Source organism: Nonomuraea turkmeniaca (genome assembly GCF_005889735.1).
GTDB classification, from domain to species: Bacteria; Actinomycetota; Actinomycetes; order Streptosporangiales; family Streptosporangiaceae; genus Nonomuraea; species Nonomuraea turkmeniaca.
The window spans coordinates 1-13,138 of the sequence record NZ_VCKY01000080.1 but is presented as its reverse complement, the minus strand read 5'-3'; the positions used below and the strand labels follow the sequence as shown (position 1 = coordinate 13,138).

General features: G+C 69.2%; 11 protein-coding genes. 9 read left to right on the top strand and 2 right to left on the bottom strand.

Features of this window, described 5'->3' with window-relative positions:
• The first annotated feature begins 31 nt into the window (after nucleotides 1-31).
• Complete coding sequence (locus ETD86_RS23475; protein ID WP_138668314.1) at nucleotides 32-484, top strand: winged helix-turn-helix transcriptional regulator; 453 nt, start codon at nucleotides 32-34, stop codon at nucleotides 482-484.
• 266 nt (nucleotides 485-750) lie between these two features.
• Here ETD86_RS23475 and ETD86_RS23470 read toward each other — a convergent pair whose 3' ends face one another.
• Nucleotides 751-1,683 (bottom strand): hypothetical protein, encoded by a 933-nt coding sequence (locus ETD86_RS23470; RefSeq protein WP_138668313.1) that lies wholly within the window; start codon nucleotides 1,681-1,683, stop codon nucleotides 751-753.
• 235 nt (nucleotides 1,684-1,918) lie between these two features.
• Between ETD86_RS23470 and ETD86_RS23465 the strand changes: the two genes are divergently transcribed.
• The 8 genes from ETD86_RS23465 (at nucleotide 1,919) to ETD86_RS23430 (ending at nucleotide 11,303) form a co-directional block, all read left to right on the top strand.
• A complete protein-coding gene (locus ETD86_RS23465) occupies nucleotides 1,919-3,031 on the top strand; it encodes an ABC transporter substrate-binding protein (protein WP_138668312.1) in 1,113 nt (370 codons plus the stop codon).
• A 799-nt stretch (nucleotides 3,032-3,830) separates the two neighbouring features.
• Complete coding sequence (locus ETD86_RS23460; RefSeq protein ID WP_138668311.1) at nucleotides 3,831-4,568, top strand: PIG-L deacetylase family protein; 738 nt, start codon at nucleotides 3,831-3,833, stop codon at nucleotides 4,566-4,568.
• Nucleotides 4,569-4,586: 18 nt separating this feature from the next.
• Nucleotides 4,587-5,636, top strand: a complete 1,050-nt coding sequence (locus ETD86_RS23455) for a cation diffusion facilitator family transporter (RefSeq protein ID WP_138668310.1) — start codon at nucleotides 4,587-4,589, stop codon at nucleotides 5,634-5,636.
• Between the two features lie 257 nt (nucleotides 5,637-5,893).
• A complete protein-coding gene (locus ETD86_RS23450; protein WP_138668309.1) occupies nucleotides 5,894-6,571 on the top strand; it encodes a response regulator transcription factor in 678 nt (225 codons plus the stop codon).
• On the top strand, nucleotides 6,568-7,887 hold the full coding sequence (locus tag ETD86_RS23445; RefSeq protein WP_138668308.1) for a sensor histidine kinase: 1,320 nt from the start codon (nucleotides 6,568-6,570) through the stop codon (nucleotides 7,885-7,887). The genes ETD86_RS23450 and ETD86_RS23445 overlap by 4 nt, the downstream gene beginning before the upstream one ends.
• 91 nt (nucleotides 7,888-7,978) lie before the next feature.
• The gene (locus ETD86_RS23440; RefSeq protein WP_138668307.1) at nucleotides 7,979-8,185 is read left to right on the top strand and encodes a hypothetical protein; all 207 of its coding nucleotides are present in this window, start codon (nucleotides 7,979-7,981) and stop codon (nucleotides 8,183-8,185) included.
• Entirely contained in the window at nucleotides 8,182-8,886 is a 705-nt protein-coding gene (locus tag ETD86_RS23435) for an ABC transporter ATP-binding protein (RefSeq protein ID WP_138668306.1), read from the top strand. Before ETD86_RS23440 ends, ETD86_RS23435 begins: the two co-directional genes overlap by 4 nt.
• A complete protein-coding gene (locus tag ETD86_RS23430) occupies nucleotides 8,883-11,303 on the top strand; it encodes an ABC transporter permease (RefSeq protein WP_138668305.1) in 2,421 nt (806 codons plus the stop codon). The genes ETD86_RS23435 and ETD86_RS23430 overlap by 4 nt, the downstream gene beginning before the upstream one ends.
• Nucleotides 11,304-11,453: 150 nt before the next feature.
• On the opposite strand, the gene ETD86_RS23425 is transcribed toward ETD86_RS23430, so the two are convergent.
• Nucleotides 11,454-13,138 (bottom strand): ABC transporter permease (locus tag ETD86_RS23425; protein WP_138668304.1); only part of this gene is annotated, 1,685 nt, incomplete at its 5' end.

Below are 13,138 nucleotides of genomic sequence, written 5' to 3'. Positions count from 1 at the left end.
CTTAAGGAACCCCATTTGCTAGACTGATCTCATGCAACGCACGCAGTTCGGAGAGATGGCCTGCTCCATCGCACGCACCCTCGACGTGATCGGGGAGCCCTGGTCGCCGCTGATCCTGCGCGACGTGTGGGTCGGATTCACTCGGTTCGAGCAACTCCAGGCCGATCTCGGGATCTCGCGCAAGGTGCTGACCGAGCGGCTCAACCACCTCGTCGACCACGGCGTGCTCGAGCGCCGCCCCTACGACAAACGGCCGCGCTACGAATACCACCTGACGGCCAAGGGGGCCGAGCTGGTCGACCTGCTCATGGTCATGGCCGGGTGGGGAGACAGGTGGCTCGCGGGCGAAGCCGGGCCGCCAGCGCTCTACCGCCACCACGCGTGCGGCGAGATCAGCCGTGTCGACCTGCGCTGCGCCCACTGCGGCGAGCCGATGCACGCCGGGGACGTCGACCTGCTGCCAGGCCCAGGCGCGGCCATCTGACCGAGGGTCCAGAGCTCCCCGGCAGCTTTGACCGCCCCAGGGTGCGATCGGCAACCGCCGTCACATACCCGTCCACCGCCACGAGCACGCGCCGGGCTTCGCGCTTCGGGAAGCTGGCGAACCCGCGGGTCGCACTGGACATCCCCACCGCGCACCGGGCCGGACTGCCTGGAGTGCCCGATGATCGGGTGCATGAACAACGTGGAGAGCGTGCTCGCTTACGGTGGCACCCGGGGGATCCACCTGCTGCCCCCTGCGTCAGGCGCTCACCGGACTGGACGTGTTTCGTTGGTCCGCTGGACCCAGCCGAGGAACACGCCGTCGGGGCAGTGCGTCGCCAGCGCCGCCGCGATCGAGCCGTGCAGGTTGGCGTCGTTGGGCAGGGCGAGGTGGTGCTCGTCCGGCTCGTCGTACAGGGACAGGTCGAGCCGCGCCCCTGGGTACCTGCGGACCTCGGCTACGGTCCCCGCTTCGCCCACGTATGACAGGGCGACCGAGCGGAGCCTGGACCATGGGTGGTCGTTGATGCCCCGCTCGGTGACGATCAGTACGCCCATGGCCTTGGCCTGCAGATTTATCCGGATATATCCAGCGATGCCGATGATCACCACCAGCACCACGCCGACCATGAAGGCGATGTAGTCCGGGGCGTTCACCCCCCGGCCCTCGGGCAGCATCTGGCCCATGACGCCGACCACGATCAGTACGACCGCGGCGATGACGAGCATCAGGCAGCCGAACATGCCCCTGTTCTGCCTGAGCGCGGCGGCCCGCAGGTCGAAGGCTGTTCCGTCGGGCGGCTGAAGGAGCACCTTCGCCTTGACGGTGGACCCGCTCCACCGCTTGACATCCTCGCGGCTGAGCAGAATCCCGCCGACGATGCCGCACAGCGCGGCCGCAACCCCGATCAGCTGCGACGGGTACACCTTGCCACCGGTGATCCCGATGGCCAGGGCGCCGCCGCCGATCATGATGGGGCAGATCGTGAAGAGCGCCTTGCGCATCAGCCCGATCGCCATCGGCCCGCCCAGCCAGACCCGGGCAAGCCAGAAATACCAGACCGAGCTCCAGAACACCCCCGCGAAGATCTCGAAGGGGGCGGCGTCGTTCCGCCAGACGAGCATGATGCCGCCGATGAGACCGAGCCAGAGGATGGCGAGTAGACCGACGGCCAGCTTGTGGGCGAGGGGACGCTGCATGCGCGGAATCCTAGCCCTCCAGGCGGATCGCCCCAGACGGGCAAGTCTGTCCGGCGCCGTGCACCGCAGCGGGCTTGGCCTTGTCCGCCGCATCTCAGTAAGACGGTGCTGACGGCGACGGGACGGGGCCGCCGAAGCCGGCCGTTCCCGGCTTGGCTACTCTCGGCGCCACTGACGTTCATTCTGCGATCCGGGCAAACTGTAAAACGCATCGTCACTCGGGAGACGCCAACGCATGAATACGCCACCATCGCCGCCTGGAGCGGAGCGGACTGACGGATCGGCCGTCCAGATCGGCGCTCTCGTTCCGCTGACCCGGCCTGGCTGGGTCGAGGCCGGTCAACACTTGCTCGCTGGACTCGAGCTGGCCGTTCGCGACGTCAATGACGCCGGCGGGATCGTCGGAAGACCACTCGAGCTGGTGGTCCGAGACACCGCGGCTGATCCGCAGAGGGCCGCGGCGGCCGTAGATGAATTGGCTCGGCTGGGCGTGGCCGCCTTGGCTGGGGAGTATCACAGCGTCGTCGCTCGCGCCGCTGCCGCCAGGGCCGACGCCCTCGGCCTGCCGTTCCTGTGCTCGTCAGCGGTTCTCGACGCGCTCACCGAACAGCCAACGGAATGGGTCGCGCGCCTCGCCCCGGCGCAGTCCCACGGCTGGCAGATCTACGCAGACTTCCTGCTCGGCGCGGGCCACAGTCGAATCGCCGTAGCAGCCGAGTCGAGTGTCTACTGGGCGTCTGGGGCTCGCATTCTGCGGGACCACCTCACTCCACGCGGCGGCACCGTCATCGAACTCGACATGCGTGCGCTCGCCCCTACGGCGGTGTGCGACGAACTCGTCGGCAATCGCGCGACAGCCCTCCTGCTTCTGGTCGGCCACCCGGAGCCGGCAGTGTCGATCGTCAAGTCCGTCCGCCACGACCGGCGCCTCGCCGACATCATGATTGGTGCTCCGGCCGGTCAACCGGAGTTCGCCGAATGGGCGAGGTTGCTGGGTGACGACAGCGCCGCGATCCCGTTCTTGCGCTACCTGCCCGAGCGCCTCAGCCCACTCGGTGCACGAGTCGAGACGGCCCTCCGCGAGCGACTGGCTGAAGCACCCTCCTTCGTCGCCTTCGAGGGCTACGACACGGTCGCCGTCCTCGCCGATGTGCTGCGTTCTCACGGCGCGGACCGGGCGCGCACCGCCGAATCCTGGCCGCGCGTTGCGGTCGAAGGCACCCGGGGGCGGATCCAGTTCTCCCGCACGCCAGGCATCAGCGTTTGGCAATGGGCTTGGTCGCCGATCCAGGTCGTTGATCGGGATCCGGCGGAACCCGATCGCTTTCGGATCCTCCACGCCGGCTGAGTGCCCAAGCAGGCGCTCCCAGCCTGGCCGATCCCGGCCCGGTTACCGGCTGGGGGCTCCGGCTGCCCCGCCTGACGCTCGCGCTGGGCGGCATCCTGACCGTGGGGACGCTCACGACGGCCGTGGTACTGGCGCGGACCGCGCGACTCGTACGGCTGGCGGGCCTGTGGGCGTGCCGTGGACGGCAGGCACCGCCGCCTTGGGCTCGCCGGTTTCCGGGGATGGTGGTGGAGGGCGTTCTCCTCGTCGTCGCGGTGTTCGCGCTGCTGCCTCAGGTCTTGTGTGGGGCACGGCGTGTCCGCGCTGATGGTGTGCTTGGCCAGGACCGGCGTGTCGGCGAGCCGCCGTACCGGGAATTGACCAGGCCGAGGCCGATGCCGGCGGCACACGTCATTCTTGATAGCGAGCGTGTCAAAGGAACCGGCGGGAACATGGGGGAAACCGTCCTTGACGGAGACTTTTATGGCACGGCCCGGCTTACGGATGGCCAGATATGCGAGAGGGTCCGGGTAAGCAGCGTTTCCACATGGTATGCCGCATATCAACACGAAACAAGACCTTATTCAGCCCCGTATTTCCGGCACGGTAAACCTGTGTGAACGTTGGCGACCTCCCGCACCTGCGTCCAGCACCCTCCTTCGAGGTGGACGCTCCTGCAAGGCCTACGCAACTGTACACCGCGCGCAGATGACTCCTATTCCGATTTACCGGGATTGATTGCCGAGCTCTTGCGCTTTCCGCAAAAGTTGGTCTTAACTCCATACATAGGCGATTTACGCTGGATGGAGGAATGGAGATAATGCCCGAACGTGTGCTGCTTATCGGCGTTTACGGGATGGAACTGGTGGAGTGCGGAGGTGCCCTGGCGGCCAATGCCGCCGCAGGGGGCCAGTCCTTCGCCACCCTCATGCTGTGCCGCGAGCGCATGCGCGCGGATGTGAGCAAGGCGGCGGACGTGCTCGGCGTCGAGGTCGACTTCCTGGGGTTCCGCAACGGGTACGTGGCAGTGGACGAGGAGCACAAGCGCGCCCTGGTCCGCGCGATCCGCACGGTCCGCCCGACGATCATCATCACCCAGGACCCCGAGCACTCCTTGGCCGATCTCGATCCCGACCGGCGACCGGCCATGACCCTCATCCTCGAGGCTTTGGGGCTGGCTTCCCGAGACTTCGCCGCCGACGACGGCCTGGAGCCGCATGCGGTGCCGACCATCTACTACATGACCCCGTCGCGCCCCAACTGCGTGGTCGACATCGCCTCGCACTGGGAGCAGAAGGTGGCCGCCATGGAGCTGCTGGAGTCACAGATGGAGTTCTCCGGACGGCACTGGAGTGAACAACTCACGCCTGCCGACCTCGAAGCCCTGGTACCCGGCTTCGCCGCGCTGGACAGCGACCTCGAACGCGGGCGAGCCGTGCACCGCGCCCTCGACAAGGCGGTGCACATCTACCACGGCATCGGTCATCACGGACGCTATGCCTTCGCCGAGGCCTACCGCCGGGAGGGCGACTTCCACCTGCCCACCCTGATCCGCTGACCGCGAGTGGACACCTCGATGACTCAACAGGATCGGCATGCAGCACGCGAGCACGGGCACGGACATGGCCACGCGCACGGACATGGCCACGGGCACGGGCACGGGTACGGCGGCGGTGCCATTCGCAGCCTTTGGTCGGGCGTACGGCACCTTTTCACCCCCCATTCCCACGACGCCTCGGACTCTCTGGACGAGGCGCTGGAGAGCAGCGCCGAGGGCATCCGTGCTTTGAAGATCAGCCTTATCGGCCTCGGGGTCACCGCCTTACTCCAGGTAGTGATCGTCGCGATCAGCGGATCGGTGGCCCTGCTGGCCGACACCGTGCACAACTTCGCCGACGCCCTCACCGCGGTACCGCTGTGGTTCGCCTTCGTCCTGGGACGACGTGCCGCCAACCGCCGCTACACCTACGGCTACGGCAGGGCGGAGGACATCGCGGGAATCTTCATCGTGCTGACCATCGCGGGCTCGGCCGCACTGGCCGGATACGAGTCCATCCGCAGGCTCATCGACCCGCAGGAAATCACCAACGTGGGCTGGGTCTTCGCCGCGGGACTCATCGGATTCGCCGGCAACGAACTCGTGGCCGTCTACCGCATCCGGGTGGGACGACGCATCGGCTCCGCCGCCCTGGTAGCCGACGGGCTCCATGCCCGCACCGACGGGCTCACCTCCCTGGCGGTGGTTTTCAGCGCGGCCGGCGTCGCCCTGGGTTTCCCTCTGGCAGACCCGATCGTCGGGCTGATCATCTGCGCGGCCATCGTCATGGTCCTGACCACCGCCGCCAAGGAGATCTACCGGCGGCTGATGGACAGCGTTGATCCCGCGCTGATCTCCCGCGCCGAGGAGGTCCTCTCCTCGGTCCCCGAGGTCGCCGCAGTGGACAACATCCGGATGCGGTGGGTGGGCCACCGCCTGCGCTCGGAGGTCTCCATTCGCGCCACCGAGAGCCTCTCCTTCTCCGAAGCCCACCATGTCGCCCATCATGCCCGGAAGGCCCTGCTCAACGGCGTCCCCAAACTGGTCGACGCCCTCGTCCACGTCAGCCCTGCGACTCCGCCGCCCTGAGCCGGTCTCGGAGCAAGCGGCCTGCTGTGCCGCTCGCCGACCGGCAGGTGGGAAGAAGTCCCTGGGGCTATGCGCCGTCGTGTGAGGCGGAGCCGGCCTGCGGTGCGTGCCCGGCGAGCCGCTTCGGCGGAGTGCGCGGCCGAGGCTTCCCCTGCAGCCGTGCGCACAACGGCGCAAGCCGATTTCACATGATTCTCTTAAGGTGCACTCAAGCTCGGCTCAAGACGGCGCGCTTTGATGTGGGTGGAGGGCTTGGGATGCCGGTGCGGGTGTTGTTGGTCGATGACGACGAGGCTCTGCGCAATGCCGTACGGCGTGCTCTGCGGTTGGAGGGGTACGAGGTCGAGCTCGCCGGCGACGGAGGCGATGCGCTGGCGCGGCTGGCGGGACTGCGGGCGGACGTGGTCGTGCTGGATGTGCTGATGCCGGTGCTGGACGGTGTCACCGTGTGCCGGCGCCTGCGGGAAAGGGGTGATCGGACGCCCGTTCTCATGCTGACGGCCAGGGACACGGTGTCCGATCGGGTGCTGGGGCTGGACGCGGGGGCCGATGACTATCTGACCAAGCCGTTCGCCTTGGAAGAGTTACTGGCGCGCATTCGTGCGTTGGTGCGGCGGAGCTATCCCGAGCATGAGGGGTGCTTGCGGGTCGATGATCTGGAGCTGAACCCGCGGACCCGGCAGGTGGCGCGCGGTGAGCGGGCGATGGAGCTGACGCGGACCGAGTTCGCGCTGCTGGAGCTGCTGATGCGTAATCCCGGGACGGTGCTGACCCGGGAGTCGATCTGGGAGCGGGTGTGGGGGTTCGAGGACGCGGGCGAGTCGAACACGCTGGATGTGTACGTCGGTTACCTGCGGCGTAAGACGGAGGCGGGAGGTGAGACGCGCATGATCCACACCGTGCGTGGGGTGGGGTTCGTGCTGCGTGGCGCGTGACCTTGCGGACCCGGGTCACGGTCGCGGCCGGCTTTGCCGTGCTGCTCGCGGTCGTGGCGGTGTCGGTCGTGGTGTACGTCGTGGAGCGGGGCAACCTGCGGGGCAAGATCGACGATTCGCTCCGTCACGTGACGGCGCAGCCGCATCTGTTCTCGGTCCAATCCTCTGACGCCTTGCGGGACGTGCCGCTGGTGCGGGACGTGTTCAAGCAGGTGGTGGAGCGGGACGGCAGCGTCGTCTCGGTGTTCGCGGGGCGACGGCTGCCGGTGACCGGCGAGGTCCTCTCGGTCGCACGTGGCGAGCGAGCGGAGGCCTTCTTCGACGTCGAGGTCGACGGCGCGCCGGTGCGGGTGCTGGCCAGGTCGGCGGGTGACGGGACCGTGCTCGAGGTGGGGCGGTCGTTGAGCGAGGTGGAACAGGCTCTGCACCAGTTGCTTCTGACGCTTGCGGTCATCACCGTGGCCGCGGTCGGACTGGCCACGGTGGTCGGGAGGTTGGTGGCGGCGGCTGCGGTGGCCCCGGTGCAGCGGGTGGCCGAAGCCGCCGATCTGGTGGCGCGGACCAGGGACCTGTCGCATCACATCGCGGTGCCGGGCGGGGATGATCTGGGGCGGCTGGCGGCCAGCTTCAACACGATGCTGGACGCGCTGAGCGAGTCGCTGGCGCGGCAGCATCAACTCGTGGCGGATGCCTCACACGAGTTGCGGACGCCCCTGGCCACCGTGCGTACCAACGTGGAGGTGCTGGCACGCGCCGACGAGCTGCCACGTGAAGATCGGGCCATGCTCATCCGGGACACCGTGGCGCAGATCGGTGAACTCACCCGGCTCGTCGGCGATCTGGTGGAGCTGGCGCGCGGCGAGGGGCAGGAGGAGCCATTCGCGCTCGTCGATCTCGACGAGGTGGTTCGCAGGGTTGTCGAGATCGCCCGGCGCGACCATCCGTCGGTGGAGCTGAAGGTGGAGAGCGAGCCGGCTCTGGTCCGGGGCGCTTTCGGTCGGCTGACGCGCGCGGTGTCGAATCTGATCGACAATGCGGCCAAGTGGAGCCCGCCGGGGGCGGCGGTGGAGATCGCGGTACGCGCTGGAATGGTGATCGTGCGCGATCATGGGCCAGGCATCGATGCAGCCGATCTTCCGCATGTCTTCGAGCGCTTCTACCGCTCCCCCAACGCTCGGACCCTGCCAGGGTCTGGGCTCGGGCTGGCCATTGTGAAGCAGGTCGCCGACCACCACCACGGCACCGTGACGGCCACGACCGCGACCGGCGGAGGCGCGTTGTTCGTGCTGCGGCTGCCGGTCGATTCCCGAACTTAGAGACTTCTTAAAGCGGCCTCAAAGCGGGCTCAAGGTCTCTCGCTACACAGGAGCGACGACCCCCTGACAGCTCGCGAAGGAGAAGGCTCGCATGCTTGATCGCTACGGCCGGGAAAGAACCGGCTTACCGCGGTGGGTGAAACTGGCGGCGCTCGTGACCGTCGTCGTCAGCCTGGTGATCGTCGTCATGGCGGTCACCGGCGTCTTCAGCGGCGGTGGGCATACCCCGCCGCCGCACATCTCGACGGGCGGCCCTGCCCCACGCACGCACACCCCGCCGACGGGAGGCCACCAATGATCACGACGGGACCGGAGATCGAAGTCGTCGACGTGGTGAAGACGTACCCGCTGGGCGAGGGTGACGTCGTCGCCGTCGATCACCTCAGCCTGACCATCGAGACGGGAGAGTTCGTCGCGGTCGTGGGTCGCTCTGGGAGCGGCAAGACGACCTTGCTCAATCTGCTGGCCGGGATCGACCGGCCGACGTCCGGGATCGTCCGAGTCGCGGGGGCCGATCTCGGCGGGCTGTCGGAATCAGGGCTGGCCGAGTGGCGGGGACGCAACGTCGGCCTGGTGTTCCAGTTCTTCCAACTGCTGCCCACGCTGACCGTGGTCGAGAACGTGATGCTCCCGATGGACTTCGCCGGGAAGATCCCAGCGCATCAGCGCCGCGACCGCGCGCAGGAGTTGCTGGAACGGGTGGGCGTCGGGGACCAGGCGGGCAAGCTGCCCGCCACCTTGTCGGGTGGGCAGCAGCAGCGTGCGGCGATCGCCAGAGCGCTGGCCAATGATCCGCCGCTGCTGCTGGCCGACGAGCCGACGGGCAATCTCGACTCGCACACGGCCGGGGCCGTGCTGGAGGTGTTCGCCGACCTGAACACCGAAGGCCGGACCATCGTCGTGGTCACCCACGAACGTGACATCCGGTCGATCGTCGGCCGGGAGATCGTCCTCGCCGACGGCCGCATCGTCACCGGCGAGGAGGCGGTGACCGCATGAGTGGCCTGATGGCGGTGAAGCTGCGGAGGGACCTGCGGGCCTCGTGGTCGCGGTTCGTGCTGATGGTGATCGCGATCGCGGTCAGCCTGACGGTGTTCGGCGGCATTCTGAGCGCGTGGGCGTCCGTCGGCAGGGAGACCACCGGCGCGTACATGAGCACCGGGCCCGCGTCGGCCACGATCGTGCTGCAGAAGGGCCTCCCGCCGGAGCGGATGGCGGCGCTGGCGGCCGCGGCTCGCGAACGCGGCGGAGTCCTGGAGGCGACCGGGCGCGGCCAGTTCACCGGCCAGATCGTAGGAAAGACGATCCCCCTTCAGGTGTTCCTGGCCGCGCCACAGGACCCGATGCGGATGGCCAGGTTCGACGTGCGGCAACCATCTGCCGGCTGGCCGCCCGCGGCGGGGGACGTCCTCATCCGGCGCGACTCCCTGCCCCTGCTGGGTGTGACCGTGGGTGACACGGTGACCGTGACCGCACCCGGGAGCGAACCGGTACGGCTGCGCGTGGCGGGCGCCGTCTACGACCCGAGCCTGGCGCCCTCACGTCAGGAGCAGAAGGGGTTCGGCTACCTGTCCACGGCGTCGCTGGCCACTCCCCTGCTGGACCAGCTGAAGATCCAGGTCGCCGAGCCAGGCCAGGACGTGCCCACCCCGAACCGGGACACCGTGGTGGCGATGGCCGGTGACATCGCTCGGTGGCTGCAGGACGAGCAGCGTGTGGCGGTCAGGGAGATCCAGGCTCCCAGGCCGTACGCGCATCCGCACCAGTGGCAGTCCGACGCGTTGATGGGCTCGCTGCTGGCCGGGGCGGCTCTGGCGCTGCTGTTGAGCTCGATCCTGGTCGCGACCATGCTCAACACGCTGTTCACTCAGCAGATCCCGCAGATCGGCATCATGAAGGCCATCGGTGCCAGGTCGGGTCGGATCGCGCGCCTCTACCTGGTGATGACGCTGGTGGTGGCCGCGGTCGCCACCCTTCTCGCGCTGTTGCCGGCCGTCCTGCTCGGGCGCGATCGCCTGGAATCCTCGCTCCAGAACCTCGGCATCGAGGCCACCAGCCTGGCCGCGCCGTGGTGGACCTACGCACTGATCCTGCTGGCCGGGCTCGCCCTGCCACCGCTGATCAGCCTGATACCCCTGGTCAAGGCCAGCCGTACCACCGTCAGAGCGGCGATCGACCACCACGGCGGCGCCTCGAACCCGAGCGGCGTGGTCGCCCGGCTGAGCCGCCTGCGCGGCCTGGATCGCGGGCTGCTCATGGCGCTGCGCAACACCATCCGACGCCCCACCCGTTTCCTGCTCTCGGTGGGGCTGCTGGCCTGCGCGGCGATGGTGTTCGTCTCCGGGATGTCGCTGGGCACCAGCGTGCAGGCGGTGGAGGAGGAGCGGGCGGCCCGGCGCTACTGGGATGTGAGCGTGCGGCTCGCCGAGCCTGCCGCCATGCGGGAGGTCACCGATCTGGTACGGCGGGTGCCCGGCGTGGCGCGGGTCGAAGGCTGGAACAGCGCGGAGGCGGGCGTGGCCGCGCGGGGACAGATTCCGGTCACTCGTACCTATCCTGACCAGGGGCACGGGCGCGTCATGCTGGACGCGGTGCCCGCGGGCGACGCCATGTTCACGCCGCCCCCCATGGCAGAGGGCCGCTGGCTCGAACCTGGGGAGACCGGCGCGATCGTCCTCAACCAGAACCTCCGGGACACCACCGTCCCTGACGTCACGGCCGGCGACACCGTGACCCTGTACGCAGGCGGGACATCGAGCAGCTGGCGCGTCGTCGGCATCGCCGGCGAGCGCGAGGGCGACATCTTCACCACCGCCGAAGGGTTCGCCCAGGCCATGGGACAGCCCGTGCAGGTTGACCAGCTCCGCCTCGCCACCACCGACACGGACGAGCGGACCCGCACCGCCGTCGCCGATGCCGTCGACGCGGCGCTCTCCGGCGCGGGTTTCACGGTGGCAGCCGCCAACTCGGTCAGCCGCAACCAGGCCATCAGTGAAGGCCACCTCGGCCCGGTGATCGTGATCCTGCTGGGCATCGCCCTGCCTCTCGGCGTGATCGGCGCCATCGGGCTGGCCTCCACCATGAGCGCCAACGTGCTCGACCGAACCAGGGAGTTCGGCGTCATGCACGCGATCGGCGCACGACCCAAGACCGTGCGCCGCATCGTCGTGGCCGAAGGGGTCTTCCTCGCCCTGGCGAGCTGCCTGGTGGCCGTGCTGCCGGTGCTCGCGCTCACCGCCGTGCTCGGCGCCAGTTTCGGCAACCTGTTCATGTCGGCGGCGCTGCCGTTCCGAGTATCCTTGCCGGCCGTCGGGATCTGGGTGGCGCTCGTCATCGTGGGCTCCATCCTCGCCACCGATGCCGCGGCGACCCGCGCTTCCCGGATCACCGTCCGAGAAGCCCTCACCTACCTCTGAGCGGACGGCTCGCAGCGAACTCGCTGACCGTGGCCGCGAACGGGGACCAGGGGTCGTGATCCACCTGGTGGTGGGATGTGCTGATCGGCTGGTGGTTGTACCGGAGCGCCGGGACCACCAAATGACGAGCCTTCTCTATGTCCGGCCATCTCACAGGTAGGTGAGGGCCTCGCGGACGGTGATGCGCGAGGCGCGTCCGGCGGCGGCTTCGGTGGCCAGGATCGCGCCCAGGACGGACAGGACGATCCAGATGCCGGCTGCGAGCAGCGAGACGCGGAAGGGCAGCGGCGCCTTGGTGAACAGGTTGCCCAGTCCGGTGCCGAGGACGGCGGTGAGCCCGAGCGCCGGGAGGACCGCGGCCACGCACCCGGCCAGGGCGAGGAGGACGCCTTCTGCGACGACGATCCGGCGTACGGTCTTGGGTCGTGCGCCGATCGCGTGCATGACGCCGAACTCGCGGGTGCGGTCGAGGATGTTGGCGCTCATGGTGGAGGCCAGTCCGATGGCGCCGACCACGCCGAGTGGGAGTGCGACACCGAGCAGGACCAGGAGCACGGGCCCCATGTGGCCGGCGGAGGCGGCGTTGGTGCGGCTGACCGAGGCGGCGGTGCCCACGTCGATCCCCGCGCCGGAGAGCGCCCGGTCGACGGCGGCGGCGACCGCTTCGCGGGTCTGCTCGTCGTGGGTGGTGGTGATGACGCGGAGCTGGTTGACGAGTGGTGGCTGCCCGGTGGCGGCGGCGAAGCCTGCGGCGGTGGTGTACGCGCCCCCGCCGGCGCCTTCTCTCTCCTCGACGAGCCCGGCGATCCGCCAGGTGCTGGGCTTGCCGTCGATGAACAGCCGCACGGTGTCGCCTGCGCCGAGCCCCGGCACGGTGTTGTCGCGGACGATCTGGCTGAGCACGACCGCGCCGGTCTCCCCCGGGTTCAGCCAGCGGCCTTGCAGCAGCTCAGGGGGCGAGGACACCGGGTCGGCGGGCACGGTGTCGACGGAGACGCTGCCGTGTCCCTGGTCGGGATAGGTGCGGGTGAAGGGGAGCGCTCCCGGCCCGGCGATGCCGATCTGCGCGCGCTGCCATGTCTCGACGCGGGCGACACCCGGCACGTTGCGTACGGCCCGGGTGACCGCGTCCTCACGGGCTGGCGCGTCCAGTTGCGCTTCGACGTCCCAGTAGCGCTGCTGCCGGCGTTGGTCCTCCACCGCTTGCGTGCCGGCGTTGAGTGACATGCCCGCGACGAACACCGCGCCCGCACTGGCCAGCATGCCGACCGAGAGCCAGAACCGGGCGGGACGCCGGACCGTGTTGCGCAGCGCCATGAGCAGGCCCCGGTCCAGGCGTGGCATGCGGCTCAGGCGGGCCATGACGCCCGTGGCCGCGCTCGGCTTGGGGCCGCCGTGGTGGTCGATGGCCGCCCGTACGGTGACACGGCTCGCCCTGATCAGCGGCGCCAGTGCCATCAGGGTCGGCAGGCCGAGTCCGGCGACGATGATCACCACGTACGCCCACCAGGGGGCGGCGAGATCGTCGGGCTGGATGCCGAGGATCTCCAGGAGGATCCCGAGCAGGTAGCGGCCGATCAGGGTGGCGGGGACGAGGGCGAGCGCGGTCGCCGCCGCGGCCACGAGCAGGATCATCGCCAGGTAGAGGCGCGCGATGCGGCCGGAGCTCGCGCCGATCGCCTTCATGATGCCGATCTGCGGGATCTGCTGGGTGAAGAGGTTGTTGAGCATGGTCGCGACGAGGATCGTGCTGAGCAGCAGCGCGGCCGCGCCGCCGGCCATGAGGGACAGCAGCAGGACGTCGGCCTGCCACTGGTGGGGGTGGGCGTAGGGGG

Excerpts from the sequence above, each read along its gene's own strand:
- ETD86_RS23465 (WP_138668312.1), top strand. The coding sequence starts at position 1,919 with ATGAATACGCCACCATCGCCGCCTGGAGCGGAGCGGACTGACGGATCG.
- ETD86_RS23435 (WP_138668306.1), top strand. The coding sequence starts at position 8,182 with ATGATCACGACGGGACCGGAGATCGAAGTCGTCGACGTGGTGAAGACG.
- ETD86_RS23450 (WP_138668309.1), top strand. The coding sequence starts at position 5,894 with ATGCCGGTGCGGGTGTTGTTGGTCGATGACGACGAGGCTCTGCGCAAT.
- ETD86_RS23455 (WP_138668310.1), top strand. The coding sequence starts at position 4,587 with ATGACTCAACAGGATCGGCATGCAGCACGCGAGCACGGGCACGGACAT.
- ETD86_RS23470 (WP_138668313.1), bottom strand. The coding sequence starts at position 1,683 with ATGCAGCGTCCCCTCGCCCACAAGCTGGCCGTCGGTCTACTCGCCATC.
- ETD86_RS23475 (WP_138668314.1), top strand. The coding sequence starts at position 32 with ATGCAACGCACGCAGTTCGGAGAGATGGCCTGCTCCATCGCACGCACC.
- ETD86_RS23460 (WP_138668311.1), top strand. The coding sequence starts at position 3,831 with ATGCCCGAACGTGTGCTGCTTATCGGCGTTTACGGGATGGAACTGGTG.
- ETD86_RS23440 (WP_138668307.1), top strand. The coding sequence starts at position 7,979 with ATGCTTGATCGCTACGGCCGGGAAAGAACCGGCTTACCGCGGTGGGTG.
- ETD86_RS23430 (WP_138668305.1), top strand. The coding sequence starts at position 8,883 with ATGAGTGGCCTGATGGCGGTGAAGCTGCGGAGGGACCTGCGGGCCTCG.